The organism is Pseudomonas sp. SBB6 (assembly GCF_024213215.1).
Classification (GTDB): Bacteria; Pseudomonadota; Gammaproteobacteria; order Pseudomonadales; family Pseudomonadaceae; genus Aquipseudomonas; species Aquipseudomonas donghuensis.
On record NZ_JANAVH010000002.1, the window covers coordinates 353,186 to 379,795 of the forward strand.

At 63.0% G+C, this 26,610-nt stretch carries 27 protein-coding genes; 10 read left to right on the plus strand and 17 right to left on the minus strand.

From position 1 onward, the window contains the following. Positions 1-68 precede the first annotated feature (68 nt). The 3 genes from NLX68_RS04875 to NLX68_RS04885 all read right to left on the minus strand — a co-directional run bounded on the left by NLX68_RS04875 (position 69) and on the right by NLX68_RS04885 (position 4,387). Positions 69-1,283, minus strand: coding sequence for a hypothetical protein (locus NLX68_RS04875; RefSeq protein WP_254283043.1), 1,215 nt, complete (start codon positions 1,281-1,283; stop codon positions 69-71). Then, a complete protein-coding gene (locus NLX68_RS04880; protein ID WP_254283044.1) occupies positions 1,280-3,757 on the minus strand; it encodes a CS1-pili formation C-terminal domain-containing protein in 2,478 nt (825 codons plus the stop codon). Before NLX68_RS04880 ends, NLX68_RS04875 begins: the two co-directional genes overlap by 4 nt. A gap of 150 nt (positions 3,758-3,907) precedes the next feature. Beyond that, positions 3,908-4,387 (minus strand): CS1 type fimbrial major subunit, encoded by a 480-nt coding sequence (locus NLX68_RS04885; RefSeq protein WP_254283045.1) that lies wholly within the window; start codon positions 4,385-4,387, stop codon positions 3,908-3,910. Positions 4,388-4,899: 512 nt separating this feature from the next. Here NLX68_RS04885 and NLX68_RS04890 point away from each other — a divergent pair. Further along, positions 4,900-5,049, plus strand: coding sequence for a hypothetical protein (locus NLX68_RS04890; protein ID WP_254283046.1), 150 nt, complete (start codon positions 4,900-4,902; stop codon positions 5,047-5,049). 373 nt (positions 5,050-5,422) lie between these two features. On the opposite strand, the gene cysB is transcribed toward NLX68_RS04890, so the two are convergent. From cysB to NLX68_RS04910, 4 genes are all read right to left on the minus strand, one after another. Beyond that, entirely contained in the window at positions 5,423-6,397 is a 975-nt protein-coding gene (cysB, locus tag NLX68_RS04895; RefSeq protein WP_045189882.1) for an HTH-type transcriptional regulator CysB, read from the minus strand. Between the two features lie 124 nt (positions 6,398-6,521). Further along, positions 6,522-7,019, minus strand: coding sequence for a universal stress protein (locus NLX68_RS04900; RefSeq protein WP_254283047.1), 498 nt, complete (start codon positions 7,017-7,019; stop codon positions 6,522-6,524). A gap of 92 nt (positions 7,020-7,111) precedes the next feature. After that, the gene (locus NLX68_RS04905) at positions 7,112-8,020 is read right to left on the minus strand and encodes a 5'-nucleotidase (RefSeq protein WP_254283048.1); all 909 of its coding nucleotides are present in this window, start codon (positions 8,018-8,020) and stop codon (positions 7,112-7,114) included. Positions 8,021-8,062: 42 nt separating this feature from the next. Further along, positions 8,063-9,052 (minus strand): putative 2-dehydropantoate 2-reductase, encoded by a 990-nt coding sequence (locus tag NLX68_RS04910; RefSeq protein WP_254283049.1) that lies wholly within the window; start codon positions 9,050-9,052, stop codon positions 8,063-8,065. A 116-nt stretch (positions 9,053-9,168) separates the two neighbouring features. On the opposite strand from NLX68_RS04910, the gene NLX68_RS04915 reads away from it, so the two are divergent. After that, a complete protein-coding gene (locus NLX68_RS04915; RefSeq protein ID WP_254283051.1) occupies positions 9,169-9,621 on the plus strand; it encodes a PilZ domain-containing protein in 453 nt (150 codons plus the stop codon). A 164-nt stretch (positions 9,622-9,785) separates the two neighbouring features. Beyond that, positions 9,786-10,862: a 3-deoxy-7-phosphoheptulonate synthase gene (locus tag NLX68_RS04920; RefSeq protein ID WP_254283053.1), complete on the plus strand. Its 1,077-nt coding sequence runs from the start codon at positions 9,786-9,788 to the stop codon at positions 10,860-10,862. 86 nt (positions 10,863-10,948) lie between these two features. Here NLX68_RS04920 and NLX68_RS04925 read toward each other — a convergent pair whose 3' ends face one another. Beyond that, positions 10,949-11,233: a GNAT family N-acetyltransferase gene (locus NLX68_RS04925; protein WP_010222546.1), complete on the minus strand. Its 285-nt coding sequence runs from the start codon at positions 11,231-11,233 to the stop codon at positions 10,949-10,951. Positions 11,234-11,741: 508 nt separating this feature from the next. Here NLX68_RS04925 and oprI point away from each other — a divergent pair. Then, complete coding sequence (gene oprI, locus NLX68_RS04930) at positions 11,742-11,993, plus strand: outer membrane lipoprotei OprI (RefSeq protein ID WP_003259780.1); 252 nt, start codon at positions 11,742-11,744, stop codon at positions 11,991-11,993. 129 nt (positions 11,994-12,122) lie between these two features. Here oprI and NLX68_RS04935 read toward each other — a convergent pair whose 3' ends face one another. The 3 genes from NLX68_RS04935 to NLX68_RS04945 all read right to left on the minus strand — a co-directional run bounded on the left by NLX68_RS04935 (position 12,123) and on the right by NLX68_RS04945 (position 14,165). After that, positions 12,123-13,100 (minus strand): L,D-transpeptidase family protein, encoded by a 978-nt coding sequence (locus NLX68_RS04935; protein WP_254283055.1) that lies wholly within the window; start codon positions 13,098-13,100, stop codon positions 12,123-12,125. Positions 13,101-13,221: 121 nt separating this feature from the next. After that, the gene (locus tag NLX68_RS04940) at positions 13,222-13,503 is read right to left on the minus strand and encodes a hypothetical protein (RefSeq protein ID WP_254283057.1); all 282 of its coding nucleotides are present in this window, start codon (positions 13,501-13,503) and stop codon (positions 13,222-13,224) included. A 56-nt stretch (positions 13,504-13,559) separates the two neighbouring features. After that, positions 13,560-14,165, minus strand: a complete 606-nt coding sequence (locus NLX68_RS04945; RefSeq protein ID WP_254283059.1) for an arylesterase — start codon at positions 14,163-14,165, stop codon at positions 13,560-13,562. A gap of 10 nt (positions 14,166-14,175) precedes the next feature. On the opposite strand from NLX68_RS04945, the gene NLX68_RS04950 reads away from it, so the two are divergent. Both NLX68_RS04950 and NLX68_RS04955 read left to right on the plus strand, forming a co-directional pair. Further along, positions 14,176-14,859, plus strand: a complete 684-nt coding sequence (locus NLX68_RS04950) for an ABC transporter ATP-binding protein (RefSeq protein WP_010222550.1) — start codon at positions 14,176-14,178, stop codon at positions 14,857-14,859. After that, positions 14,859-17,357: an ABC transporter permease gene (locus NLX68_RS04955; RefSeq protein WP_254283067.1), complete on the plus strand. Its 2,499-nt coding sequence runs from the start codon at positions 14,859-14,861 to the stop codon at positions 17,355-17,357. Before NLX68_RS04950 ends, NLX68_RS04955 begins: the two co-directional genes overlap by 1 nt. Here the strand turns inward: NLX68_RS04955 and greB are convergent, their stop codons facing one another. Beyond that, positions 17,358-17,834 carry a transcription elongation factor GreB gene (gene greB, locus NLX68_RS04960; protein WP_010222552.1) on the minus strand — a complete coding sequence of 159 codons (477 nt, stop codon included), beginning with the start codon at positions 17,832-17,834 and terminating at the stop codon, positions 17,358-17,360. It lies immediately after the preceding gene. Positions 17,835-17,985: 151 nt separating this feature from the next. Here greB and NLX68_RS04965 point away from each other — a divergent pair, with 151 nt between their 5' ends. Next, complete coding sequence (locus NLX68_RS04965) at positions 17,986-19,203, plus strand: DUF3422 domain-containing protein (protein WP_254283069.1); 1,218 nt, start codon at positions 17,986-17,988, stop codon at positions 19,201-19,203. A gap of 21 nt (positions 19,204-19,224) precedes the next feature. Here NLX68_RS04965 and NLX68_RS04970 read toward each other — a convergent pair whose 3' ends face one another. Beyond that, complete coding sequence (locus NLX68_RS04970) at positions 19,225-19,533, minus strand: hypothetical protein (protein WP_115086172.1); 309 nt, start codon at positions 19,531-19,533, stop codon at positions 19,225-19,227. Positions 19,534-20,134: 601 nt separating this feature from the next. Beyond that, on the minus strand, positions 20,135-21,559 hold the full coding sequence (locus NLX68_RS04975; protein WP_254283317.1) for a transglycosylase SLT domain-containing protein: 1,425 nt from the start codon (positions 21,557-21,559) through the stop codon (positions 20,135-20,137). 158 nt (positions 21,560-21,717) lie between these two features. Between NLX68_RS04975 and NLX68_RS04980 the strand changes: the two genes are divergently transcribed. The 3 genes from NLX68_RS04980 (at position 21,718) to NLX68_RS04990 (ending at position 24,528) form a co-directional block, all read left to right on the plus strand. Further along, the gene (locus tag NLX68_RS04980; protein ID WP_254283076.1) at positions 21,718-22,524 is read left to right on the plus strand and encodes a TatD family hydrolase; all 807 of its coding nucleotides are present in this window, start codon (positions 21,718-21,720) and stop codon (positions 22,522-22,524) included. 86 nt (positions 22,525-22,610) lie between these two features. Then, on the plus strand, positions 22,611-24,089 hold the full coding sequence (locus NLX68_RS04985) for a methyl-accepting chemotaxis protein (protein ID WP_254283078.1): 1,479 nt from the start codon (positions 22,611-22,613) through the stop codon (positions 24,087-24,089). Positions 24,090-24,165: 76 nt separating this feature from the next. Continuing rightward, positions 24,166-24,528, plus strand: a complete 363-nt coding sequence (locus NLX68_RS04990) for an Mpo1-like protein (protein ID WP_010222559.1) — start codon at positions 24,166-24,168, stop codon at positions 24,526-24,528. Here NLX68_RS04990 and NLX68_RS04995 read toward each other — a convergent pair. From NLX68_RS04995 to NLX68_RS05005, 3 genes are all read right to left on the minus strand, one after another. Further along, complete coding sequence (locus NLX68_RS04995) at positions 24,525-25,325, minus strand: acyl-CoA thioesterase II (protein ID WP_010222560.1); 801 nt, start codon at positions 25,323-25,325, stop codon at positions 24,525-24,527. The two genes, NLX68_RS04990 and NLX68_RS04995, sit on opposite strands and share 4 nt — an antisense overlap. Before the next feature lie 82 nt (positions 25,326-25,407). Next, the gene (locus NLX68_RS05000; RefSeq protein WP_254283080.1) at positions 25,408-26,178 is read right to left on the minus strand and encodes a CHAD domain-containing protein; all 771 of its coding nucleotides are present in this window, start codon (positions 26,176-26,178) and stop codon (positions 25,408-25,410) included. Positions 26,179-26,192: 14 nt separating this feature from the next. Next, positions 26,193-26,471, minus strand: coding sequence for a hypothetical protein (locus tag NLX68_RS05005; RefSeq protein WP_010222562.1), 279 nt, complete (start codon positions 26,469-26,471; stop codon positions 26,193-26,195). Positions 26,472-26,610: the final 139 nt, after the last annotated feature.

The window sequence follows — 26,610 nt, forward strand, 5'->3', positions numbered from 1 at the left end:
CCTGCAGGGCCAGTAGGAAACGTCCTGAACTAACAGAGAAATTTCCATTGCCGACGGTTAGCGGTCGTCTAAAGCGCAGCATCCAGCACCAGCGTCACGTCCCCCTGATAGGTTTCACCCGGGTACATGAGCATCGAGGCGGTGTCTGCCTGGGACACTTCGAATAGCAGGCGCGCCTGGCGGTCAAGGGTGGCCTCGACGGTTTCGATGGTCAGCGAGGACGGAGCGCCAACCGGCAACACCAGGTTGTCCACCGGCGCACCCAGGTGCCTCATGCTTGCCGGCAGCGTCAGGGCGACCTTCAGCGGAACCTGATGGCCGCCGCGACCGCGAATGCCACAACGCCCACCCAGGTCATATTCGCAGCGGGTATGCACGCTGATTGCACCCGTAGTCCAGATCCGGAACGGCAGGATCCGGTACAAGCGTTGAGGCGCCGCGCCGCGATTGATCCAGTCCATCCAGCCGCCTGGTGGTTCAAGCACCGCCCGCTCGGAACCGGCCGGAAACTCGACCTTCAAGGGGTGTTTGACAGTGAACTCGAAATTCAGCGTTAGCTGATCGGTGCTGACGTTGGTGACTCGGTTGCCCAGGTCGAAGTCCGCCCCGCTACCACCGACGCTCAACTGCAACTGAGCCCGGTAGATGCCATTTTTCAACGAAAGAGGCGACGGCAACACCAGCTCAAAGCCCAGGCCCGTGACGGTGCTGTCGACGCTCACAACAGACCCGGCACTGCCGCTTCGTGCGTCCATGTAGCAACCGCCGGGCACCAGCATATCGACCCGGCCCAGGTACTGGGTAACGGCTCGATGTTCAGTAAACGCCGCAGGCACGCAAACACCCTGACTTGGCCCGATCCCGACCGCATAACCCGGCTGAATCCTCAAACCGAAATGCGTAGGCCTGAACCGGACAGAAAACGACTCTCCTTGCTCATTGACCAGATTCAGGGTTCTGGTTGCCGGCAGCCGGAAGTAGTACTTGTCACGAATATGCGGTGCACCGTGGATGAACGCGGTAGAGAATCTCAGCGGCAAACTGACCGTGTATCGATACTCGCTGCCCACGCAAGGCACAAACCCCGAACAGAATTCTGCCCGCGGCGTGGTGTTGACGAAACCACTGGGCGGCCTGCCGGTATAACCCGGTATGTACTCGCCGGTAATATCCACCACGCTGGCCTGGGCAACGCCTGCGAGCGGCCCCAGGGACAGCGCTGCCAGCGTCGCGAGAAGTGCGGCAAAGGCTGCGCACCGAAGTTTCTCCAGCCATCGCATCAAGCATCCTCCTTTGTTTGTTTCAGCTCGGCCTGGGCCACATTGGCCCCAGCGCAGGTCAGGTCACCGACCAGCAGAACGTCGTTCTCCCGGGTGTACTTGCCCTGATCGAAACTGACCAGGCACAAGGCATCGGCGCCCCGGCGAATTTCCAGGGTCGGTGTCGACTCGCTCATCTCGATGGCGAAGAAACCATCCGCTTCGCTGACACTGCGGCTGGCGTGATTGATCACCAGCGCGCCCCTGAGCGGCTGGCCCTTGGCGTCGACCAGGCGGCCGATCACGGTGAGGGTCTGCATCACGCGGATCCGGTGATAGTCGACCCCGCCACGGTTGAGGTGATACTCGACCGTCGCTGGCTGGATGACTGCCGCATGGGCGTCTTTACCTTCGAAGTCGAAGTGCACCTGGCCGGCCTTGTAGGCGCTGACCGGAATGACATTGCGCCCCGGGCGCAGCACGGCGCTGTGGCCGTGGTGGTCATCGGCACGCATGCGCACACCTTGCAGGTCCGACTCGACATCGACAATCAGGCCTGCCTCGTGGGGCAGGTACTGGCCAGACATCGCCACTTTGCCAGCGCCGATCGCCACCACGCTGTCGAGGTTCAAACCCGCGGTCAGCTCGCCGTTATAGGAGGAGCTTTGCGCATAGGCATCGCCATGCAGCAACGGGCTCTCGAACAAGGCGCTGCCGCCAAACCCGGTACCGTAGCGGTCCAGCGCAACCGTGCCGGCCAGGCTCTGCAAGGCGCCGTAGTCAACATCCTGCTGATAGGTCAGCGAGGCGTTCTGGTCGCGCGCACCGTCGCGGGACGTGCGACTGCCCAGGGTTGCCGAAACCCTGCGTCCCGGCCCGCCGAGGCTCATGCTCATGCTCAAGGTGACGCCACGGTTGCGCGCGTCGCCGGAACTGCTGGTGCCCGGACGGTCAAACAGCGACAGGTGCCAGTTGATGTCGGAGTTCAGCAGCTTGCCAAAATACCCCCAACCGATATCGTAACCGGTGCCGTTGGCGCCGGTCCCGCTGCTATGGGAAACCCTCAAGGTGGCCGTACTGTGTCGATCGACCCGATGGTTCAGCGACAGCGCGCTCTGGCGCACCTCGCGAACGCTGAAGTGCCGATACGCGCCGGGCTGATCGTCCTCGAACCTGCGGCTGTCCAGCCATGAGCGGCTCTGGCTGAACACCAGCGAACCCGAGGCGTAGTTGTAGATGCCTTGCAGGTCATAGCCGTTGCCGTGGTCTTCGGTGTGAAAAACACTGCCGTACAGCTTGAGCGGGTCGAGCACATCCCAGTCCAGCGAACCACCGTACTGCATGAGCTCGTCGATTCGCTGGGCAGAGAGCCCGAGCACCGCCCGCGGGTGCAGCAGGTAGTTGGTGAAAACGCCGGCCGTCAGGCTGTTGTCATAGTCCTTGTCCCAGTTGCTCCACAGGCTGCTCTGCTGCCCCAGATAAACGTTGTAGCGCCAGGGTGACTCGGCGTTGCTCCAGTTATTGGGCTTGTAGATGAAGGCTTCGCTGCGAGAGGTTTCCTGGTTGTCTTCAATCAGGCGCACTTCTACTTCATAGATGCCCCCTGGCAGCACCCGGGTATCCAGCGCCTGCAAGCCGGCCTGCACGGCCTGGCTGTTGATCAGCACACCATCGCGGTAGATTTCGGCGATGCCGGCGCGGTTCGGCGTGACATAGACCGGGGTGGTGCTGGCCTGGCCGTTGTTGACCGCCAGGCTGTCGCTGCTGCCGAGCATCAGGCCACGGGTGGTATCGGGCAGGTTGCCGAGCAAGCGCGGCTGACGGGTCAGGCCCTGGGCGCCCGGGGTGAAATACCCCAGGCGGAAAAAATGCTTGTCGTGCAAACGCTCGGCATAGAGCTGATCCACGCGGTGCCGGGTTTGCTCGACGTAGTCGCTGTTACGGTCGAACCGGGCCTCGCCCACGGTGGTCCAGTTACCGAAACTGCCCTGCCCCTGCACGGCATAACGACCGGTGGTTTCCAGGTCGCCACCGACCAGGTTCAACTGGTTGCGCAGCAGCAAGCCATGACTGCCACGCTCGGGCAACTGATGATAAAGCACCGGCTGATCGCTGCGCTCCGCTGCCGTGGTCAGGATCGACAGCTGCGAATTCACCAGGCTGTAGTGCAACGCCACCAGCCCCTGCGGACAACTGGACAGGCAGTTGCCCAGCAACCTTGGCGCCTTGAGCTGTTCACGCCAGCGCGAACGCTCGGTGTCGGAGGCGTGGCTCTCGAAGGTGTCGGTGAAGTCGAGCAGTTGCACCTGCTCATCGCGCGACAGCACCACCAGGGCATCGCCCAGGTAGCGCCCGTCGAGGTCGACACGAACTGCCAAGGGCACATCGAAGAAGTGCTCGCCAAATTCCTGCGGCAAGCCTTGCGCCTGGCTCAACACCCCCAAGGGCCCGGCCTGCCCCTGGGCATCGGCCCAGGCACAGGCCGTACCTGAGAGCACAAGACACCCCAAGGCCAGTCGAATGGATGCAGCGAGAGACAAGTAATTAGCCATGTCCATTTTTTCACAGGCAATACTCACCCCGCCCTCGATCGAACGAATGAGCGACGGGGTGAATAGAAGGGGATGGAAAAGCGCTTGGCTGGCGACTTACGGCGAGACGGTCTCGAACAGCATGTTGACGATGCCCTGGTAATTGCCCGGCACGTAGCCGTTCGGGCCGGCCGACTGGGCGGCTACGTCAAAGGCGACCAGGGTGCCTGCCGCTGCCGCGGCTGCCGGCACCACCGGAACCGAAGTGGTGGTCAAACCGGTACCGTTGACCGCAACGTCCAGGCCGATGCTGTTGGCGCCGCTGTTAATCACCGCCGGGCTGAGCAGGCGGGCAGAAATCGCCCCGGTGGTGCTCTTGACCTGCAGCTGCTTGCGGATCGGCTCAAGCGATTCGCGCAGGGCATTCCAGGCCATGTTTTGCGGTTCGTTCATCCAGTTGCCGCCCACCGGCTCGACATAGAAGTTCTCGGTCGGGATGGTGGCCGTTACGGTGACTTGTTTCTCCAGCGGGTCAGACGCAAAGACGTTGCCAACAGCCAGCAAGGCGAGAGGCAGGGCCAGGAAAGTGCGCTTCATGAATAAATCTCCTCGAATAGACCTGTGAAATCGTCACAGGTGACGTGCCAACGGCGAGTGCCGCACCGCGCAGGGCGGTTGGCGAGGAGGATTATTCGGCAGATGTCCGACGCAAAAAGTCGGACCACTCCCAGCAAGATTGGGAAATTTCCCAAGAAAATATTAGCGTTCAATCGCACAAAAAAGTTCTTCACGCGATCCTGGGGACTATGATTTTTGGGTTGGGATGAGATGTTGAGATTGCGAGCTTATCCATTCGTTGTGGTGCTGCGGCTGGCCCCTTCCGCCCTTACGGCGGCCTACTTTTCTCTTGGGAAAAGGTAGGCAAAACCGCTTGCTCCTGCATACGGCCCTACGCTACGGCGCCCTCCGGGGCATCGCGGCCTACGACTTGCTACGCCAAGTCTACGTCTCGCGACTTCGGCTGACGCCGAAGGTGCTGCGCACTGCCCCTACAGGCACCTCCACTCAGCCTCCTGAAGTCGCTTTTGGCGGCGCCTGGAATTACGTGCATGAACATCAAAATCCAGACCAAGCAAGTCGGTGCTCGCTTTGCCAGCGAGCTTTTCTCGCTCCTGCGTCAGCCAGGCTGCGCCAACATCTGCTTTCGCAGATACGCCCGTGCAGGCGCCGCCCGTAACTTCGCGACTTCAGGAGGCTGAGCGTAGGTGTCTGGAGGGGGCTGGTGCGTAGCACCCTTCGGCGTTAGCCGAAGTCGCGAGACGTAGACTTGGCGTAGCAAGTCGTAGGCCGCGATGCCCCTGGAAGGCACCGAAGCGAAGGAACCCGAAGCGCAGCGTAGGGCCGTATGCGGGAGCGAGCGGTTTTGCCTACTTTTCCCAAGAGAAAAGTAGGACGCCGTAAAGGCGGAAGGGGCCGGTAGCGGCGCCACACCGAATGGATAAGCTCCAACCCAACCCAACCCAACCCAACCCAACCCAACCCAACCCAAGGATCATAGTCCCCGGGATTCCGTGAAGAGCAAAAAACGCCCCAAAAGGGGCGTTTCCTGAACATCGGACAGCTACGCGCTGATCAGTGCACCGGCAGCTCGACACCTTCGAACAGCTCTTCAAGCTCTTGCTTGTTGTGGCACTGGATCGCCTTGGCCATCACTTCGCGGGTCAGGTGCGGGGCGAACTTCTCGATGAAGTCGCACATGAAACCGCGCAGGAAGGTGCCACGGCGAAAGCCGATCTTGGTCACGCTGGACTCGAACAGCTCGCTGGCATCGAGCACCACCAGGTCATTATCGAGCTTGGTGTCGACGGCCATCTTGGCCACGATACCGACGCCCAGGCCCAGGCGCACGTAGGTCTTGATCACGTCGGCGTCGGCGGCGGTGAACACCACTTTCGGGGTCAGGCCGCGATGGCTGAAGGCTTCGTCGAGCTTGGAGCGGCCGGTAAAACCGAACACATAGGTGACGATCGGGTATTCGGCCAGGGCTTCGAGGGTAAGCTTCGGCAGCTTGGTCAACGGGTGCCCTTGCGGCACCACCACGCAACGGTTCCAGCGGTAGCACGGCATCATCACCAGGTCACCGAACAGCTCCAGGGCTTCGGTGGCGATGGCAAAGTCGACGGTGCCGTCAGCAGCCATTTCAGCGATCTGCATGGGCGAGCCCTGATGCATGTGCAGGGCCACTTCCGGGTATTGCTTGATGAAGCTGCTGATCACCGGCGGCAAGGCATAACGCGCCTGGGTATGGGTGGTGGCGATCGACAGGGTGCCCTTCTTCTCGTTGGAGAATTCCTGGGCGATCTGCTTGATGCTTTCAACCTTGCGCAGGATCTCGCCAGCGGTGGTAATGATGCGCTCGCCGGCCGGGGTCACGCGGGTCAGGTGCTTGCCGCTGCGGGCGAACACTTCGACGCCCAGTTCGTCTTCAAGCAGGCGGATCTGCTTACTGATGCCCGGCTGGGACGTATACAGGCTCTGCGCTGTCGCGGAGACGTTGAGGTCGTGGTGCGCCACTTCCCAGATGTAGCGCAATTGTTGAAGCTTCATAGGTATCCCTCAAATCAGCTGGGCGTCACCGGCAGCAGCGACGATTTATAACTATATTAGTGGTTTGAAGAATAAATCTAGAACTATTTTAGCAGTCTTCCAGGAACCTACCTGCGCCACGCAGTTACGTCTTCCTACGCCCCAGGTGTTGCGCGAGCGGCACCATATACACCGGCACGGGCGACAGCTGCAGCAAGCGCACGGCGGTGCGTCCGATCGGGATATCAACGCCAGCGCCCTGGCTATGGCTACCGAAGATCAGCAAGTCGACACTCAGGCGCTGGGCCTGCTCGAGAATCACCTGCGCCGGATCGCCCTGGCGCACGCGCACAGCCTTGATCAGGGCCAGGTCGGCTTCCTCGCCCAATTCGTCACGAAAGTTTTCCAGAACCCGCTGCTCGATATTGGCCATCACCGTGGTGACGCCTTCGCTGTGCAGTTCATCGAGGGTCTGCTCGTCCAGGTAGCTTTGCAGCAGCGATTCGGCGAACTGGCCCATGGGCTCGACCGCATGAATGACGTAGAGCTCTGCGTTGAAGGTCCGCGCCAGCGCCAGCGCGTGTTGCATGACAAAAGGCGCGTACACACCGAGGTCAGTGGCATACAGCATGGAATGGATCATTCGACCTCCTCGACTGCCATGACGGCAGAGCAAGCTTCAGCTTAGCAGCGCCAAGAACCGTCGCAGGGCCGTCCGGCGCCGAGGTTTGCCCACTAGCCCAGGGTGGGTTCGTTGCTGATCCCATGAGGCACATGGCCAGTGGCGACGACACTGCGCGCACGCTCGCAATGGCCTGCCTGGTCGTCGAAAAACACATCGGCGGCAAAGGCTTCGAGGAACGCCGATTTGTCCAGGCCACCGAGGAACAACGACTCGTCCAGACGAATATCCCACTCGCGCAGCGTGCGGATCACGCGCTCGTGGGCCGGTGCCGAACGGGCCGTGACCAGTGCCGTGCGAATCGGGCAGGCGCCTTCGGGGAACTCCCTCTGCAGCACGTTGAGTGCCGCCAAAAATGGCTTGAACGGCCCACCGCGCAACGGCTCGCGGGCCGACTGGCGCTCGCTGGCCTGAAAGGCTTCGAGGCCACCCAGCTGATAGACACGCTCGGACTCATCGGAAAACAGCACCGCGTCGCCATCAAAAGCGATGCGCAGCTCGTCACTGGCGGCGCGGCGGGCACCACCGGAGAGAATGGTGGCAGCGGCGAAGCCGGCCTCCAGGGCGCTGCGTACATCATCGGCATCGGTGGACAGAAACAGATGGCAGCCAAATGCCGCCAGATAAGGATAAGGACTACGGCCGCCGACGAAGGCAGCACGGTAAATGCCCAGACCATGGTGCTCAATCGAATTGAAGACCCGCAAGCCTGTGTCGGCGCTGTTGCGCGACACCAGCACCACCTCGACCCGGGGCTGGCCGAGGCTGGCATTCAGGCCCAGGAGTTTTTGCACCAGCGGGAAGGCGTCGCCGGGTTCGAGCACCTGGTCTTCGTGTTCGATCTGGTACTGGCGGTAGACTTCAACGCCCTGGGCCAGGTACAGGCGGTGGCTCTCGCTGAGGTCGAACAGCGCTCGGGAGGAGATGGCGACGACCAGTTTGTCGCCGAGATTCTTGCTCATGTACTGTTCCCCTTGGGGCCTTATCGCGGGGCCAGCCCGCTCCTACATTGTGGGAGTGGCGATGCGGCGGCCCGACTTGACCCGCGATGCTGTTTGCCGATCAATAAAGGCCAGGGCCTGATACAGCGCCTGCATCTTCGGCAATTCACACCCCGCCGCCCTGGCCTGGGCCAACGGCTCGGCATAAATGGCCGCCAGCTCCAACGGCCGCTGCTGGGTAAAGTCGTGGTACATGCTCGGCCAGTAGTCAGGCATCTTCTCGGTTACCGCAAACAGGTGCTCGGCATAGCCTTGCGGCAGCTCATGGCCACACGCGCGCGCGCCCTGCACCACTTCGGCCATCAATGCCTGGATCAAGGCGCGGCTGTCGGCGTCGGCCATCAGCGGCGTGGTGCTGGCCTTGAGCAGCACTGACAAACCATTGTAGGGCACATTCCACACCAGCTTCTGCCAGCGGGCCTGGGCCAGGTTGGTCATCGCCTGGGAGTCGATGCCGGCCGCATGGAACAACGTCGCCCCAGCCTCGACAATGGACTGCCGGCTGTCTTCATCCGCCGCCGGACCACTGTGATAGCCAAGGTTCACCGCGCCCAACGACTGGTGCCGGATCACCCCCGGTGCTTCGCGGTTGACGCAGATAAAACACAAGCCACCGAGCAGGTGCAGGTCGGCGGGCAGCAACGGGCGCAACTGCTCTTCGACACCCAGGCCGTTTTGCAGCAGCACCACCTTGGCATCCGGCGCCGCGACCTGAGCGATCAACGGCGCAAGCTCGGCGTTGCTGGTGGTCTTGGCGCCCACCAGCAACCAGTCGCAAGGCGGCATGTCAGCGGCATCGGCATAGGCCAAGACCGGCATCTGTACAACGCCGTGAACAGCGCTGTCGAGCCGCAACCCGTGCTGCTGAACGGCCTCGAACTCGCTGCGCAGGAGAAAATGCACCTCGAACCCGGCACGCGCCAGCATCAGGCCGTAGAAGCCGCCAATGGCGCCGGTTCCGATCACGCCGATACGCGGGTTGCTCGTGCTCATCCTGCTCTCCTCAACCGTTCATTTTCTGTTCACATTTTTTACACGCAAATCATACGTCTTGCGAACCTTCACTATACTCAAGCGAACAAGGTCAAAAAATCGACACGGAGTCGAGCATGCGTGGGTTTCTGCTGCACCCGGACGACGTTCCGGTCGTACTGACCCTGCGTCAGTCGCCCAAACTGTTTCGCCAACGTCTGCACACTATCAGCCTGGGCGGAATCGCCTGCAACCATCCACGAGCCTACCGACGCGGCATGGCGGTGGATATGCTGATCCCCTCGCTCGGCGCCGAGGCACGCTATCCCGGTTATGTGGCCTGGTGCCAGAAGCAACAGGACGGCTATCGGGTAGGCATTGCCTTCGTCGATGAACAGGCACTGTTTGGCGCGCGCATGGGCGAACAGGTGTGCCAGATCCAGCACTTCTGCCAGGCGCAGACCCAGGCCGAAAGCCCGGACGCGGACCTTGAAACCCTCGCCCAGCAATGGGTCAGCCTGCACGCCGGCGAGTTCTCCGAAGCCAGCCTTGAGGCAAGTCATACCCGGGAAATCCTCCTTCCGGGCTAAAAACCCCGTGTCTGTGGGCTTTTCCTTGCAGGAAAGCCGCCCTTGCCCATTGTCGAGCCACGGTGTAACGCGCTAAGGTTCGGCTCCCCGCTGCGTACAATTTTCGCTGCTCCGCCGCACGGGGATCGCTGGCGGCCGGCACCCGTGACCTGACGAGTAACACGATGGCTGATTTACCGATCGATGACCTAAACGTTGCCTCCAACGAGACCTTGATCACCCCCGATCAGCTCAAGAAGGAAATTCCCCTCAGCGCTACTGCCCTGCGGACCGTGACTGCCGGTCGCGAAGTGGTACGCAATATCCTCGACGGCAAGGACCACCGCCTGTTCGTGGTGATCGGCCCCTGCTCGATCCACGACATCAAGGCTGCCCACGAATACGCCGAGCGCCTCAAGGTGCTGGCGGCAGAGGTGTCCGACACCCTGTACCTGGTCATGCGCGTGTATTTCGAAAAGCCGCGGACCACGGTCGGCTGGAAAGGCCTGATCAACGACCCGTACCTGGACGACTCGTTCAAGATCCAGGATGGCCTGCACATCGGTCGCCAGCTGCTGCTGGACCTGGCGGAAATGGGCCTGCCGACCGCCACCGAAGCCCTTGACCCGATCTCCCCGCAGTACCTGCAGGACCTGATCAGCTGGTCGGCCATCGGCGCGCGCACCACCGAATCCCAGACCCACCGCGAAATGGCCTCGGGCCTGTCCTCGGCGGTCGGTTTCAAAAACGGTACCGACGGCGGCCTGACCGTTGCGATCAACGCCCTGCAGTCGGTTTCCAGCCCGCATCGCTTCCTCGGCATCAACCAGGAAGGTGGCGTGTCCATCGTCACCACCAAGGGCAACGCCTACGGTCACGTGGTACTGCGTGGTGGCAACGGCAAGCCCAACTATGACTCGGTCAGCGTCGCCCTGTGCGAACAGGCCCTGGCCAAGGCCAAGATCAAGCCGAACATCATGGTCGACTGCAGCCACGCCAACTCCAACAAGGACCCGGCCCTGCAGCCGCTGGTGATGGAGAACGTCGCCAACCAGATCCTCGAAGGCAACCAGTCGATCATCGGCCTGATGGTCGAGAGCCACCTGAACTGGGGCTGCCAGGCGATCCCGAAAGACCTCAACGACCTGCAGTACGGTGTATCCATCACCGACGCCTGCATCGACTGGGAGTCGACCGAGAAGACCTTGCGCAGCATGCACGCCAAGCTCAAGGACGTGCTGCCCAAACGCCAGCGCGGCTGACAGGCAGATACAAAAACGCCGGGCAATTGCCCGGCGTTTTTGTTGGTGCGTTGAACAGCAGCGCTGATGGCTGCCCTTCGCGATCCTCAGGCCTTGTTGGTGGCGTGTTTTTGCTGACGCTCCATGTAACGCTCAACATAGGAGCACGACGGGATCACGGTATAACCCATGTCTTCGGCGTACTTGAGCGCCTGTTCGGTGAGTGCCGCAGCGATACCCCGGCCACGCAACGCGTTCGGTACGAACGTGCGATAGATATCCAGGGTTTGCTTACCCAGGTCCATGTAGGTCAGGTAAGCACGATGACCGTCCACATTGGTCTCGAATTGATGACCAGCCTGGTCATGGTGGATGGACAACGCCTCGCTCATCACTACTCCTCGCGGGTCTTGTGCTCTGACCCCTACCTTACCGATGTTTTTCCGGCGAAGGAACCTCTACGCCACCCCGTGCCCCATTGGACAGCGAGAAGAGCATGGCTGTTCTCTGGCAAATGAGCACGTACAAATAGTAGGCGCCCCACGCCCAGATGCTCAAGGTGGCTGGTCGCAAATTTCACCCACTTGTGGCAAGCGGACACGGCGGCGAGCATCGGCCTGAACAGTTGCCGGATGTTGTAGTGCTATGACGAAGGATGACACTTTAAGTCACTTTTAGTTCAACAAAATACGCACTTGCTACACTTGCAAGCACCCGCGCGGGCGGCGCCTTCACAGTTTTTCTACATTAGGCTGTGGCGGACCCGGGACAGGCGCATTTTTTTGCAGTTCTTGCGCTCTGTCAGTTTACTTACTACAAGTAATGGGTACTATGTACGCCGGCCAGTTTCTCTTTCTTGAGAGATGGCTATTTAATAGAAAGTCCTTGAAGGGGAACACGATGAACAACGTTCTGAAATTTTCTGCTCTGGCTCTGGCCGCAGTTCTGGCTACCGGTTGCAGCAGCGTATCCAAAGAAACCGAAGCTCGTCTGACCGCTACCGAAGACGCAGCTGCTCGTGCACAAGCTCGTGCCGATGAAGCCTATCGCAAAGCTGACGACGCTCTGGCTGCTGCTCAAAAAGCACAACAGACCGCTGACGAAGCTAACGAGCGCGCTCTGCGTATGCTGGACAAAGCCAGCCGCAAGTAATAGTCCTTCGGGATTGTTATTGGAAGCCGACCCACTTGTGGGTCGGCTTTTTTATTGCTGTCAGAAAAGTGCAACGCCAGAAACGACGAGGCCTGCACGATGGCAGGCCTCGGATAAAGCAGGCAGGGCTTACTGCATGTCGTAAGGCACGCTGGAAACCATCGGTGCCTGGCCGCTGGCACCATTGGGTACGGCAATTTCCACCGGCATGCCGTCTTCGGCTGCGATGACATCACGCACCATATCCCAGTTCATGCGCAGGTTGTTGGCCAGGTCTTCACGCTTGAGCAGGGCATTGATGACTGACGTGTGCTTGTCGACCACCGACGGATCGCCCTTGTCGTCCAGCGGCGTGTGCGCCTCGAGGTAGACCTTGCCGGCACTGAGGCCGAACTTGTAAGGCTCGTTGATGATGCGTACCGGCACACCGACCGGGGCCATCTTGGCCAGCTCAAGCACGTTGTTGTTGAACATGCGGAAGCAACCGTGGCTGGTGCGCATGCCGATGCCGAACTTCTTGTTCGAGCCGTGGATCAGGTAGCCCGGCACGCCAAGGGTGAACTTGAACGGCCCCAGCGGGTTGTCCGGGCCTGCCGGCACCACGGCCGGGAGGATGTCACCGTCTTCGGCGTGTTCCTTGCGGATCGAGGCCGGTGGCGTCCAGGTCGGGTTCGGGGTCTTGGCCGTGACCCTGGTGTTGGCGATCGGCGAGCCCCAGCCTTCACGACCGATACCCAGCGGGTAGGTGTGCACCACGTTCTGCCCTTTCGGGTAGTAGTACATGCGGTACTCGGCCAGGTTGATGACGATGCCTTCACGCGGGCCCGGCGGCAGGATGAAGCGGGTCGGCAGGATGATCTCGGTGCCGGCGCCCGGCAGCCATGGGTCGACGCCGGGGTTGGCGGCGATCATTTCCAGATAGCCAAGGTCGTTGGCCGTACCGATGTCGGCAAAGGTGTCTTCGTACTTGGCCTTGATCACCTGGACCTGGCCGATGACGTCTTCACCGGGAGGCGGCAGGGGGAACTCCAGCGCAGCAGCGGGACCTGCCGCCAGCAGGGCGGCCAGGGACAGGCAACAGGTGACGGCGGGAAAGCGCGGCAACATCCGGGAAATCCTTCGCTAATTCAATTGAGTCAAGCAATCGATTGTACACCGCCCCCTGCATAATCGGGAGATGTCCCGGCAGCGGTTGGCCGTACAGGGGATGAAAGGTTATATCAGCAGGTTACAGTTCGGGCCATACCGGCCGCGTGCCACGGCGCTGGGCATCGAGAATCGCCCGGCACAGCGAGCACAGGCGGCGGTCACGGTAAATGCTGCGCTCGGCCTGCGACCAGCGCGGTTGCGCCGGCAACAGGGTGCCGCACAGGGTACGGTCGACCGAGCCACCGAGCTCGAGCTGGCGGGCTACCAGGTGAACGCGGATCTCCTGGCAGGCGAACAGGTCAAGCTGTTCGTCAGGCTCGATCAATTGATAGGCATACAGGGACCAGGCGGGACGCGGCATCGGGGGCTCCAAATCGGGGGCGCAACATTAGCCGAAAGCCGGTCACTATAAAAGCGTCAAAGCAGCGGTTTTAGTTGCGACCAGGCATTTTCCAGCAACCTGGCCTGGGCGCCCTGCCCCGGATGAATGCCATCGGCCTGCATCAGCTCGGGCACACCGCCCACCCCTTCGAGAAAAAACGGCACCAGCGGCACCTGTTTTTCGCTTGCCAGGTTTTCATACACCTTGGCGAAAGCCTCGGTGTAGCGCTTGCCGTAATTGGGCGGCAAGCGCATGCCCAACAGCAGCACCTTGGCACCGGCGTTGCGCGAGCTGTCGATCATCGAGGCAAGATTTTGTTGCAATTGCGTTGGCAGCTGCCCGCGCAGGCCATCGTTGCCGCCCAATTCAAGCACCACCAACTCCGGCTTGTGCTCTGCAAGCAGCGCCGGCAGCCGCGCCTGGCCTCCGGCACTGGTGTCGCCGCTGATCGAGGCATTGACCACCTTGGCGTCGAAACCCTCGCGCTTAAGGCGTTGCTCCAGCAAGGCAACCCAGCCCTCGCGGGTATCCAGGCCGAAAGCGGCACTGATACTATCGCCGACAATCAGCACGGTCCCCGCTGCTGCGCCCTGGGCCATGCACATCAAGGCCAGGCCAGCACTCAATAACCACACTCGCATCGGATTCTCCATGGGCCCCAGCATTCTCAGTGCGCGCAACCTTAGCAAAGTGGTCCCCAGCGCGGAAGGCGACCTGACCATCCTGCACGAACTCTCGCTGGAATTGAAACAGGGCGACAGCCTGGCGATCGTCGGCGCCTCGGGCTCGGGCAAATCAACCCTGCTCGGCCTGCTCGCCGGCCTCGACCTGCCCAGTGCCGGCTCCGTGACGCTAGCGGGCCATGACCTCGGCCCGCTGGATGAAGACCAGCGCGCGCGGGTGCGGGCCGAGCACGTCGGCTTTGTGTTCCAGTCGTTCCAATTGCTCGACAGCCTCAACGCGCTGGAAAACGTCATGCTGCCACTGGAGCTGGACGGTCGCCGTGATGCCCGCGAGCACGCCCGCAGCCTGCTTGAGCGGGTCGGCCTGGGCCAGCGCCTGAGCCACTCGCCACGCCAGCTTTCCGGTGGCGAACAGCAACGGGTGGCCATCGCCCGCGCCTTTGCCGCCGAGCCTGCGGTGCTGTTTGCCGACGAGCCCACCGGCAACCTCGACAGCCATACCGGCGAGCGTATCAGCGACCTGCTGTTCGACCTGAACAAGGAACGCGGCACCACCCTGGTGCTGGTCACCCATGACGAACGCCTGGCCCAGCGCTGCCGTCGCCTGATCCGCCTGGACGCCGGCCACCTGGTCGCGCCGCTGGAGCCTTGATGAAGCGCTTGCCGTTGTTCCCCCTGGCCCTGCGCCAGTTGCTGCGCGACGCCCGCGCCGGTGAGTTGCGCGTGCTGTTCTTCGCCCTGTTGGTGGCGGTGGCGGCCAGTACCGCCATCGGTTACTTCGGCGCCCGCCTCAACGGCGCCATGTTGCTGCGCGCCACCGAATTCCTCGGTGCCGACCTGGTCCTGCAAGGCAGCTCGCCAGCCGCGCCCGAGCAGGTCAACCGTGGCACGGCGCTGGGCTTGCAACATGCCCAGGTGGTCGAGTTTTCCAGTGTGATCGCCACCGACAACGGTATTCAGTTGTCGAGCATCAAGGCGGCCAACGCTACCTACCCGCTGCGCGGTGCGCTGCGCAGCGCCGCCGAGCCCTATGGCGCCGAAACCGCTGGCGGCGGCCCGGCGCCAGGCGAGGCCTGGGTCGAACCGCGACTGCTGGCAGCGCTGGACCTGAAGATCGGCGACAGTATCGATGTGGGCATGAAAACCCTGCGCATGAGCCGGGTGCTGACCTACGAGCCCGACCGCGCCGGCAACTTCTACAGCCTGACCCCGCGAGTGCTGATCAACCTCGCCGACCTTGAGGCCACCGGGGTGGTGCAACCGGGTAGCCGGGTCAGTTATCGCGAACTCTGGCGTGGCGAGCCCGAAGCGCTGGCCAGTTATCGTGACGCGGTGAGCAAAAGCCTCGCCGCCAACCAACGCCTGCAGGACTCGCGCGACGGCAACCAGCAGATCGGCGGCGCCCTGGGCAAGGCCGAGCGCTACCTGAACATGGCCAGCCTGGTGGCGGTGCTGCTCGCCGGTGTTGCCGTGGCGCTGTCGGCCAGCCGCTTCGCTACCCGTCGATTCGATGCCAGCGCCCTGCTGCGTTGCCTGGGCCTGTCGCGCCGCCAGGCGTTGAGCCTGTTCTGCCTGCAACTGGCAATTCTGGGCAGCATCGCCGCACTGTGCGGCGCAGCGCTCGGCTGGCTGGCCCAGTTGGGCTTGTTCGAGTTGCTGCAAGGGCTGATGCCGGCACAGATTCCGCCCGGTGGCATTGCCCCGGCCCTGGCCGGGATTGCCACTGGCCTGGTGGCCCTGGCCGGTTTCGCCCTGCCGCCGCTGGCGGCCCTTGGCCGAGTGCCGCCGCTGCGGGTACTGCGCCGCGACCTGCTGCCGGTGCCGGCCAGTAGCTGGCTGGTGTATGGCGCCGCGCTGTTTGCCCTGGGCCTGATCATGTGGCGGCTGAGCCTCGACCTGCTGCTGACCTTCGCCCTGCTCGGCGGCGGCCTGGTCGCCGCCTTGCTGCTCGGCGGGCTGCTGTTGCTCGGCCTGCGCAGCCTGCGGCGCCTGCTCGCCGATAGCCCGCTGGCCTGGCGCCTGGGCCTTGGCCAGTTGCTGCGCCACCCGCTGGCGGCTGCCGGGCAATCCCTGGCCTTCGGCCTGATCCTGCTGGCCATGGCCCTGATTGCCCTGTTGCGCGCCGAGCTGCTCGACACCTGGCAGAACCAGTTGCCCAAGGACGCACCGAACTATTTCGCCCTGAACATCCTGCCCGACGACAAGAACAGCTTTGCCCAGCGCCTGACCGAGTTCTCTGCCGAAGCCGCGCCGTTGTACCCGGTGATTCCCGGACGCCTGACGGCAATCAACGGCGAGCCGGTGCAGCAGATCGTCAGCAAGGAAACCACCGGCGACCGCGCCGTGCAGCGCGACTTGAGCCTGACCTGGGCCGCCGACCTGCCCCAGGGCAACACCCTGACCGCAGGCCAGTGGTGGCAAGCCAAACCTGCCGTCGAGGCCTTGCCCGGTGTTTCGGTGGAAGCCGAACTGGCCCTGAGCCTCAAGCTCAAGCTGGGCGACCAACTGACCTTCACCATTGGCGGCCTGCAACGCCAGGTACAGGTCAGCAGCCTGCGCACGGTCAACTGGGACAGCTTCCAGCCCAACTTCTACATGATCTTCCAGCCTGAAACCCTGCAGGACCTGCCGACCACCTACCTGACCAGCTTCTACCTGGCTCCCGGCCATGACCCGCAGGTGGTGGCGCTGTCGCGGGCGTTTCCGGCGGTGACCATCCTCCAGGTCGACGCCCTGCTCGAACAGCTGCGCAGCATCCTCGCCCAGGTCACCCTGGCGGTGGAGTACGTGCTGTTGTTCGTCCTCGCGGCGGGCCTGGCAGTGCTGTTCGCCGGCTTGCAGGCGACCCTTGATGAGCGCATCCGCCAGGGCGCCCTGCTGCGTGCCCTGGGCGCCGGGCGCGGCTTGCTGGTCAAGGCCCGGCGCATCGAGTTCGGCTTGCTCGGGGCGGCCAGCGGCCTGCTGGCGGCAATCGGCTGTGAGCTGATCACCCTGGTGCTGTACCGCTATGCCTTCGACCTGCACTGGGGCCCGCACCCGTGGCTGCTGTTGCTGCCGGTCATCGGCGCCCTGCTGGTCGGCGGCGCCGGGGTCTACGGCACGCGCCGGGCGCTCAATGCCAGCCCGCTGGCGGTGCTGCGCGAGGGCTGATCAGGGTTTGACGTAGTCGATGGCGTTGACCCACCAGCACATCTCGCCGGAAGGGGTCTGGACGATGACTTCATCGCCGACCTCTTTTTTCAGCAAGGCGCGGGCCATGGGCGAGTCGATCGAGATGTAGTCCATGCGCCCGTAGATCTCGTCGTAACCGACGATGCGAAAACGCTTGGTCTCGCCCTCCTCGTTCTCGATCTCGACCCAGGCGCCGAAAAACACCCGGCCTTCCTGCTCCGGCGAATACTCGACCACGCGCATGTCTTCCAGACGCTTGCGCAGGTAGCGCACGCGGCGGTCGATCTCGCGCAGCAGTTTCTTGTTGTACTGGTAATCGGCGTTTTCGCTACGATCGCCCAAAGACGCCGCCCAGGTGACTTTCTGGGTGATATCGGGACGCTTTACCCGCCACAGATGGTCCAGCTCCTGCTTGAGCGCTTCGTGACCTTCCTTCGTGATGATTTGCGTACTCAACAAAAATTCTCGCTTACAGGCTGACTGAGTGGCTTGCAGGGCCTGATCATCAACCCTGCCGACGCGCGGCGCAACAGCACGTGACTTGTGCCTGGCGGTTCCAGTCCCAAAGGGAAACCGCAGACAACCACAACAATACGGTCTGACCCGCATGCACGCCCAACGCACCGCCTTGCACAACGAGTTGCACGCCCGCCCGTCGCTGTACTTCGATGAGCCGGTGCATGTTTTCCACCTGGCATTTCTCGGCACCGATGCCGATTGCAACGCTCTGCTGCAGCGCTGCTGCGCGGATGCGTTCGAGCCGAACGCCGCACAGGGCATCACCCAGCTGGACGGCCATCCGTTCAAATGGGAACGCCATGCCGAGTTCTTCACCCTGACGATGGTGGTACCCGCCACCAGCCGCGAGCTGAACTGGACCACCCTGCCCCCGGCCCTCGCCGCAGGCGTCGAGCCCTACCGCGAGCAGATGATCAACGCGGTGCAGGTACTGGTGCGCGACGAACAGGACCTGGACCTGAGCCGTTATGGTTTCAAAGACCCCTGCGGCTCCTGCGTGGGCGGCGGCGATGCCGTGGTGTGGAGCGATTTTCGCCTGACTGCAGATGGCACCAACCGCTTCCTGTTCATCAACCGCAGGCTCAATGCCTACCGTCAGGGGCGAATGATCCGTCGCCTGTTGGAGATCGAGACCTACCGGATGATGGCCTCATTGTCGCTGACCGCCGCCAAGGCCCTGAGCCCGCAACTGGACGCCTATGACCGCAAGCTGGTCAGCCTGTCGGAGCGCAACGTCAGCAGTGACGGCGGCAATGCCAAGGCATTGCTCGCCGACATCGCTCAGCTGTCGCGCCAGGTGGTCGGCAGCACGGTCAAGCACCGCCATCGCTTCAGCGCCACCCAGGCCTACGCGCAACTGGTATTCGAGCGCCTGGGCGAGCTGCGGGAAAGCCATGTCGGTGATTGCCAGCGCCTGGGTGTGTTCATCGAGCGGCGGTTCAAGCCCACCGTGCGTTACTGCGCGGTCACCGAACAGCGCCTTGAGCACCTGGCCGAGAGCGTGGCCAACCTTGGCGACCTGCTGCAGGCGCGGGTGCAGGTCGAGATGGAAGAACAGAACGCCGAGATCTTGCGCAGCCTCAACGCCCGCGCCGACACTCAGATCAAGATCCAGCGAGCGGTTGAAGGCCTGTCGATCATCGCCATCAGCTACTACCTGCTGAGCCTGTTCAAACTGTTCTATGCCGGCCTGCATACCCTGGGCGCGCAGATCAGCGCACGCGAGGCGTTGTTGGGCATGGCGCCGGTGGTGGTATTGATCATGCTGGTGATTGTGCTACGGATCAGGAAAGCCAAGGCACATTGAGCAACTGACCCGGGCTGTCACTCAAGCCCGGGTAATCAGGCCCTGCCGAGCGACACGGGTCAGGTGACCGAGAACTTCGGCGGCATCTTCGGCGCTGGGCGACTGAATCACCGCCAGATCGAAACGGTCGTTGGCGAACTGGCCAAGCGAGGCGCAGGTGTCGGCAAACTGGATCAGGAAGGCAGTGGCACGGCCTTTACGGCGTGGCCAGCCATCGAGGTAGCGCAGAAGTGTTGGCTGATGGCTGCCGCCCAAGAGAATACGCGGCGTGCGCGTAGCCTGGCTGGCAGGCAACGGGGTCAGGCAAACGCTGGAACGTGGACAACTCATGGAGTAGATCTCCGCCTCGCAAAACCCGCTGGGCTGCGGTGGGAGGCGTCACCGAACCAGCGTTTTAGCGGTATTTGGTGAAACCTCCAAAGAGGTAACCCTGCGCCCCGCAAGTAGCTGTTTAAATCGGCGCAAGTCAGCATCCTAGAGAAGCCGCGGGTCAGATGTCAACATGTGACTGCAGGAGCGGGCTTGCCCCGCGATAGCGTGCTGTCTGCCACATCCCATCGCGGGGCAAGCCCGCTCCCACAAGGGCAACGCGAATTGTGCTCTTGATCTGCTTTTGATCTTGATCCACCGGCCCCGTTAACCAGAAGGGCCGAGTGGAGGTGTTGCGAAGGGGCTAGTGCGCAGCACCTTCGGCGTTAGCCGAAGTTTCGAAACGTAGAGTTGCTTGCAACTCGTAGTTCGCAATGCCCCGTAGCGACACCGGAGGGAGGGAACCCGAAGCGCAGCGTAGGGCCCCTGGTAGAGCAAGAATTTTTGTTTACTTTTTTTTCGACTGAAAAAAGTAAGGCGCCGTAAGGGCGCAAAGGTGAATCAGCATCCCCGCCCCATCCGGATCTCCCTAAACCTTAACGAGCAACATCAAACAACACCCTTACTTGCGCCCACTACCTTTCCCCCCTTTGGGCTCCAGAGATTCACGCTCGCGGTCGAAGGCCAGGAAGTACTTGTTGACGCTGTTTACGTAGCTCACCGGCCCCATGCCCACCTGTTCCATGGCGATGCGCTCGGTCTGGAAGAACCACTGGTTGCCATTGAGCCCACGCCGCCGCGCTTCGGCACGCATCGCCTGAACCCGCTCCGGGCCCAGGTTATAGGCCGCCAGGGTGAACGCCATGCGTTCACGCTCGTTAAGCTGGTTGCTGGAAAAGAACTTGCGCCGGATCAGCGCCATGTAGCGGGCGCTGGCCTGAACATTGCCATCGACATTGGCAATATTGCTCACCCCCACCCGCTGAGCGGCGCTGGGAGTGATCTGCATCAGCCCGTGGGCGCCCCCTGCCCCGCGCGCGGTCGGGTCAAGGGAGGACTCCTTGAAGGCCACCGCAGCCAGGTTCAACCAATCGATCTTCTGTTCGCTGGCGTGGCGCTGTAGCACCGGGCGCAATGCCTCCAGGCGCTTGCGATCAGTGCGTGCCAGGGGATTGTGGACCCGGTACAGACGCCGGTAGATCCGCTCAAACGCCGCATCCTGATTGGCCGGCGCCTTGTAGCCCTGAAGAAAGCGGTCGACGCTGGCGTGCAGCATTACCGCGTCACGGCGCACGTACCAGCGCATGGCCTCGGGGCTGGCCACATGCAGTTTGCGCTCGACCCGCAGCTTGGGCATGACCTTGGCCCAGCGTTCGGCAATCGGCTGCTCGACCACGGTCAGGTGAAAAATCCCGGCCTGGACCATCTCCAGCACATCTTCGACCGCCAGTGTCGGGTCGACCCACTCGACCTTGATCGGTGCCAGCTTACGCAGGGCCAGCTTCTGGTTGATCTCATGCAGGGTGTCGCCGGCGGCACTTGAGCTGGTCAGTGCCAGGGTGCGCCCGGACAGTTGCTCGACGCGCTGGAAGCTACGCTCGCCCTTGCGCCCGACCAGCACCAGGGGCACCTTGTCGACCACCGGATCACTGGCACTGAGGCCACGGGTGGAGGTTGGATCGACCAGTTCGCCCGGCGCCACCAGGTCGGCTTCGCCGCGTTGCAAGGCGGCCAGCAGCTGCTCCTTGGCGCGGGGGATGATCTTCAGGCGGATTTCCTCGCCATCGCGGGCGCGGGCGTTGAGGTAGTGCTCAAAGGCGCGCAGGCGGTGGTACTCGACGCCCACCGGCTCGCCCTTGACCTCGCCGGAGCTGTTGCGGCTCTGGTTGACCAGCACCTTCAGCACCCGGCTGCTGCGAATCTGCGCCAGGTCGCGCACCTGGGTCTTGGGCACCGCCTGTTGCGGCCCGGCCAGACGCGCGCTGGCCGGCCCTGCCGTCAGCAGCGAGAAGCTCAGCACGATCAACAAAAACAGCGCTCGGGTCATCCGTTGCGAGGTCCGCGCGTGTGGGGTTGGCGCCATAGTTTGCAGTCGTTCCATGACAGTTGACCGCAAAAGACCACGACAACTCGTTGAAGTTCTTGGCTTTATCGATTTTCGTCGAGCTTTGTTATGCTGGCCGGCCCCCGGCCTGAGGTAGCACCATGCAACTCATCGACATCGGCGTCAATCTGACCAACCCAAGTTTTGCCGACAAACACCCGGCAATTCTCGAACGCGCCGAGGCCGCCGGGGTGGTGCAGATGATGGTCACCGGCACTAGCCTTGCGGGCAGCGAACAGGCCCTTGAGCTGTGCCAGCAGTTGGATGAAGGCGCCCAGCGCCTGTTCAGCACCGCCGGGGTTCACCCCCATGACGCCAGCAGTTGGAGCACCGACAGCAACCGCCAGCTGCGCGCCTTGCTTGAGCAGCCGCGGGTGCAGGCCGTGGGTGAATGCGGGCTGGATTTCAACCGCGATTTCTCGCCGCGCCCGCAACAGGAAAAAGCCCTGGAAGAACAGCTGGCCCTGGCGGTGGAGCTGCAGATGCCGGTGTTTCTTCACGAACGTGAGGCCAGCGAACGCCTGCTGGCGATCCTCAAGGATTTTCGTGACCGCCTGCCCGCGGCGGTGGTGCACTGCTTTACCGGCGAGCGTGCGGCGCTGTTCGGCTACCTCGACCTGGACCTGCACATCGGCATCACCGGTTGGATCTGCGACGAGCGGCGCGGCACCCACCTGCACCCGCTGGTCAGCAGCATCCCCCAGGGCCGCCTGATGCTCGAAAGCGACGCGCCCTACCTGCTGCCACGCAGCCTGCGGCCCAAGCCCAAAAGCGGGCGCAACGAACCGGCGTTCCTTACCGAAGTGCTGCGTGAAGTGGCCCTGCACCGTGGCGAAAGCGCCGAGCAGCTGGCTGCCCACAGCACCGCCACTGCCCGCGCCTTCTTTAACCTGCCCGCGATTATTTGACGCATATCAAAACGTCTTGATGATCGACTGGGCACAATGATGGCACCTTGCCAACAATGTTTCCGCTCAATCAGAGAAGACCTACCATGGGTGCCTGGCTTAGCAATATCTCCCTGAAGTACAAGTTCTGGGCCGTGAATGCGGTCGCCTTTGTCACCACGCTGTTTCTGGTGCTGTATGCCGTGCACCTTGAACAGCAGGCCCGGGCCCAGAGTGCACAAAGCAAAGCCCAGGCCCAGGCGCAGCTGCTGGCGGCCTGGCCAGCCGGGCAACCCCTGCCGAGCAACGCGCTGTGGCTGACGTACACCCCCGGCCAGGCGCCGCAGTTCGAAGGGCACAGCCTCGATGCGCTGGCCACGGCCCAAGGCTGGGTCGAGCTCGAAGGCATGCCGTTGCTGGGCGACAATCCGCTGGCCGGCGCCCAGGTCATCAGCCACGGCGATCAGCAGATCGCCGTGCTCGCGCCCTCCCCCAGCCTGATCCAGGTATTCACCGACCGCTTCACCAATTACGCCGTGTGCGTACTGATTCTGATGCTGGCGATGCTCTGCGCCTCGCAACTGCTGATCCGCTTCCTGCTCAGCCAGCTCAACACCCTCAAGGACGTGATGCTGCACGTGGAAAAAACCGGCGACCTGTCAGCCCGCGTGCCCCTGGCCTGTGGTGATGAAGTCGGACAGATGGCCAGCGCCTTCAATGCCATGCAGACCACCTACCACCGGGTGGTCAACACCGTGGCGCGCACCGCCGCACAACTGGATTCCGGCGCCGCGCGCCTGGCCGCGAGCATGAACGACGTGCGTCACGGCATGCTCGGCCAGCAGAGCGAAACCGACCAGGCCGCCACCGCCATCAACGAAATGACCGCCACGGTCTATCACATCGCCCAGCACGCCGGCGCCACCCGCGACCTGTCGCAGAGCGCCGACACCCTGGCCGGCAGCGGCCAGGAAGTGGTCAGCCGGGTACAGACCTCGATTGCCGGGCTGTCCAGCGGTGTACAACAGACCGCCGAAATGATCCGCCAGCTGGCCGACGACAGCCAGAAGATCAACGGCGTGGTCGGGGTGATTCACAGCATCGCCGAGCAGACCAACCTGTTGGCACTCAACGCCGCCATCGAGGCAGCCCGGGCCGGCGATCTGGGCCGTGGCTTTGCGGTGGTCGCCGATGAGGTACGCAACCTGGCCAAACGGGTGCAGGCCTCTACCGACGAAATCACCACCATGGTCTCGGCCCTGCAGGCCGGTACCCGCGACGCCGTGGACTTCATGCAGGAAAGCTCGTTCAAGGCCGACGACTGTGTGCAGCAGGCCCAAGAAGCCGGCGCTGCCCTGGCGCAGATCACCAGCGCGGTGGCGCAGATGCGTGAAAGCAATACGCAGATTGCCGTGGCCGCCGAGCAGCAGAGCCAAGTGGCCGAGGAAATGAACCGGGCGGTGGTGAGCATCCGCGACGTCACCGAAGAGACCGTGCAGCAGACCGTTGACTCGGCCACCACCAGCAGCGAACTGGCGACCCTGGCCGGCGAGTTGAACAAGGCCATCGGCCAGCTCAAGCTATAGGCGTCATAGCCGCCATCGATTGGCCCCTTTGCCGGGGCCACACTATTCTTCAGGCAAGCCCCTGAGGAATATTTCCATGAGCAAACGCCTGCCCAACCTGCCCGCCTGGCAATGGCGTGGTTATCACCACAACCACCGCAACCCGACCAACCTGGTGCTGCACCTGATTGCCGTGCCGCTGTTCATCCTCGGCGTGTTGCTGGTGCTCTCGGGGCTGTTCTCGCTGGACCTTGGGCAACTGGCCGTGGGCATCATCGCCCTGATCGCCGGGCTCGGCCTACAGCGTCAGGGGCACCGCCTGGAAGCCGAACAACCCGAGCCGTTCGCCGACCGCAAGGATGCCATTGGCCGCCTGCTGGTCGAGCAGTTCATCACCTTTCCGCGCTTCGTGCTCAGCGGTGCCTGGTGGCGTGCCTGGCGCCAGCGTCATCGCCGTTAAGCGAACACCGACACCGTCTGGCGACTGATTGCCAGCAACTCGCCAGAAGCGCTCCATAGCGCGGCCGAGGCATGCCCGTAACCATCGCGGGCGTGGTCGATCTGCGCACAGTACCGGCACCAGTCCAGGGTGCTCAGGCTCGGCACCGGCTGCACGAACTCGATGGTCCAGGTCAGGGTGCTGCCCGCCGCCGGTTTGCTCAGGTAAGGCAACAAGGTCGGCGGCCAGGCATCGACCAGCGCCAGCAGGTGCGCTTCACTGACCGGCTCATCCTTGACGTCACCGCGCAGGCGTACCCAACCGCCCATGCTGCGCGATGGCGTGTTGCTGAACGGCAAGCCGCCCACTGCCCAGCGCAGGGCCAGGTGGCGCATGAACTCCGGCGTGATCCCCTTGATGTAAGGCAGCTCGGGCGCGGCCTCCTGCAGGCTTTTCATTTCGACCGCCGGCAAGGCCGGAACATCGACGACCGAGTCACGCCCGGCACCGAAGCTGCCCTGGATCAGCGTCACCACTTGACCGTTCTGAGTTGCCCGGCCTAACAGCGAACTGACGGCCTTGCCCTCGCGCAGCAGCTCGACGTCGAAGCTGATCGGCACTTCGGGCTCGGCCGGGCCGACAAAGGTAATGGCCAGGGAGCGCACTGGACGCCCCGGCGAAGTTTTGGCCAGCATGGCCTCGTACACCAAGGCAGCCATCAGCCCGCCAAAACAGGCACGGCCCTGGGCCCAGCTTGAATCAATGGTCACCGCCTGGGGATGCTGGCGGACCGCCGTGAGCAACTGCGAAAAGTTCATGACGACCTCAGCGATCAGAAAAAGATTGATCTTAACCAGACAGCAGCCGGTCTACAGCACGCATTTCGGCCATTTCAGCGGGCTATCGCTGCGCAAGCCGAACCTGCAGGCGCTCCAGGGTGGCATCGGCGCGTTGCTCAGCCGTGGCCTGCTGCGCTTGCCAGTGGCTGACACACGGGGCCAGGTCGGGTTGCTGCTCGGCTTGCAGCAGCCACTGCAGCAGGTCGTGCCAGGTGCCCAGGTCACCCTGGGCACGCTTGAGGGCCTTTTGCAGGCGTGGGTTGGAGTGCTGCAATTGCGGGTAGGCTTCAGCCGCGTAGCGCACCCGCTTGATCAGCAGGCGCAGGCGATGGCGGTCGTGGGCGGGATCGTCGAGGGCCTCGCGCAGTTGCTTCCACTGTTTTCCCAGGCGTTTGTCGATGCGCTGTTGCAGGCGCCGGATCAGGCCCTGGCGCTGCGCCGCGCGCAGGAACACCGGGAAAGCGTCGACGATTGCCAGCAGGCGCGCCAGCTCGGGACTGGCGGCGACATTGGCGAAGGTTTGCCTGCGCTGAGCCAGGCGCGATTGCGCAGCGGCCGTCTGCTGTCGCTCGAACAACTGCGCGGCCAGCACCTCACGGTCACGCAGTGGTGTGGTCAGGGTACCCAGCGCCTGGGCAGCCGCTTCCAGCTGGTCGACACCGGGCAATTCGCGCAGCGGCCGCAGCAGGCTGCGCAAGCGCCGCACGCCGATGCGCAGGTCGTGCAGCGCCTCGCTGTCGGTATCGGCAGCCAGACGTGCCTGGCACGCCAGCAGGCGCACCTGCAGGCTCAGTACCTGGGCAATGACATGGTCAAGCATGGCCGACGACATGGTCTACTCCTGTATCAGCGCCCGGCGCGGGATTCGCGAATGTAGAAGCGGGCTTTCTGGGCCTTCCTGCTGCAGCCTTCGAACGCTTCGAACTGCTGCTGGGTCTTGGCCCCGGTCAACAGCGACAACGCCTTGGAGTAGCTGACGGTACCGGCGAAGCCTTCGGCCTTGGCCAGGTCGAGCTCCTTCCAGGCCGCGTCCAGCTGATTGGCGCAGCTGTCGCGGTAGGCCGTCTTGCCAGCGCAACCGGTCAGGACCAGGGCAATCAAGGGCAGGCAAATCCAGGCTTTCATCGGCAATTCCTCAGAAGAAAAAGTTCAGGGTGGCGACTTCGACGGCAAACAGTGAGAAAAGTGCCCTATTCAGCGTAGCGCAGCGCCGCTGACGATTGAAGCACAGACACAATTGGGCGCATTGTTAGACCATGGAAGC

Coding starts and splice junctions, on each gene's coding strand:
- NLX68_RS04985 (WP_254283078.1), top strand. CDS start 22,611: ATGGGTGCCTGGCTTAGCAATATCTCCCTGAAGTACAAGTTCTGGGCC.
- NLX68_RS04970 (WP_115086172.1), bottom strand. CDS start 19,533: ATGAGTTGTCCACGTTCCAGCGTTTGCCTGACCCCGTTGCCTGCCAGC.
- NLX68_RS04995 (WP_010222560.1), bottom strand. CDS start 25,325: ATGAACTTTTCGCAGTTGCTCACGGCGGTCCGCCAGCATCCCCAGGCG.
- NLX68_RS05000 (WP_254283080.1), bottom strand. CDS start 26,178: ATGTCGTCGGCCATGCTTGACCATGTCATTGCCCAGGTACTGAGCCTG.
- NLX68_RS04890 (WP_254283046.1), top strand. CDS start 4,900: ATGAACATCAAAATCCAGACCAAGCAAGTCGGTGCTCGCTTTGCCAGC.
- NLX68_RS04915 (WP_254283051.1), top strand. CDS start 9,169: ATGCGTGGGTTTCTGCTGCACCCGGACGACGTTCCGGTCGTACTGACC.
- NLX68_RS04900 (WP_254283047.1), bottom strand. CDS start 7,019: ATGATCCATTCCATGCTGTATGCCACTGACCTCGGTGTGTACGCGCCT.
- NLX68_RS04945 (WP_254283059.1), bottom strand. CDS start 14,165: ATGCGAGTGTGGTTATTGAGTGCTGGCCTGGCCTTGATGTGCATGGCC.
- NLX68_RS04935 (WP_254283055.1), bottom strand. CDS start 13,100: ATGTTGCCGCGCTTTCCCGCCGTCACCTGTTGCCTGTCCCTGGCCGCC.
- NLX68_RS04980 (WP_254283076.1), top strand. CDS start 21,718: ATGCAACTCATCGACATCGGCGTCAATCTGACCAACCCAAGTTTTGCC.
- NLX68_RS04940 (WP_254283057.1), bottom strand. CDS start 13,503: ATGCCGCGTCCCGCCTGGTCCCTGTATGCCTATCAATTGATCGAGCCT.
- cysB (WP_045189882.1), bottom strand. CDS start 6,397: ATGAAGCTTCAACAATTGCGCTACATCTGGGAAGTGGCGCACCACGAC.
- NLX68_RS04950 (WP_010222550.1), top strand. CDS start 14,176: ATGGGCCCCAGCATTCTCAGTGCGCGCAACCTTAGCAAAGTGGTCCCC.
- NLX68_RS04910 (WP_254283049.1), bottom strand. CDS start 9,052: ATGAGCACGAGCAACCCGCGTATCGGCGTGATCGGAACCGGCGCCATT.
- NLX68_RS04965 (WP_254283069.1), top strand. CDS start 17,986: ATGCACGCCCAACGCACCGCCTTGCACAACGAGTTGCACGCCCGCCCG.
- NLX68_RS04955 (WP_254283067.1), top strand. CDS start 14,859: ATGAAGCGCTTGCCGTTGTTCCCCCTGGCCCTGCGCCAGTTGCTGCGC.
- NLX68_RS04925 (WP_010222546.1), bottom strand. CDS start 11,233: ATGAGCGAGGCGTTGTCCATCCACCATGACCAGGCTGGTCATCAATTC.
- oprI (WP_003259780.1), top strand. CDS start 11,742: ATGAACAACGTTCTGAAATTTTCTGCTCTGGCTCTGGCCGCAGTTCTG.
- NLX68_RS04905 (WP_254283048.1), bottom strand. CDS start 8,020: ATGAGCAAGAATCTCGGCGACAAACTGGTCGTCGCCATCTCCTCCCGA.
- NLX68_RS04885 (WP_254283045.1), bottom strand. CDS start 4,387: ATGAAGCGCACTTTCCTGGCCCTGCCTCTCGCCTTGCTGGCTGTTGGC.
- NLX68_RS04990 (WP_010222559.1), top strand. CDS start 24,166: ATGAGCAAACGCCTGCCCAACCTGCCCGCCTGGCAATGGCGTGGTTAT.
- NLX68_RS05005 (WP_010222562.1), bottom strand. CDS start 26,471: ATGAAAGCCTGGATTTGCCTGCCCTTGATTGCCCTGGTCCTGACCGGT.
- NLX68_RS04920 (WP_254283053.1), top strand. CDS start 9,786: ATGGCTGATTTACCGATCGATGACCTAAACGTTGCCTCCAACGAGACC.
- NLX68_RS04975 (WP_254283317.1), bottom strand. CDS start 21,559: ATGACCCGAGCGCTGTTTTTGTTGATCGTGCTGAGCTTCTCGCTGCTG.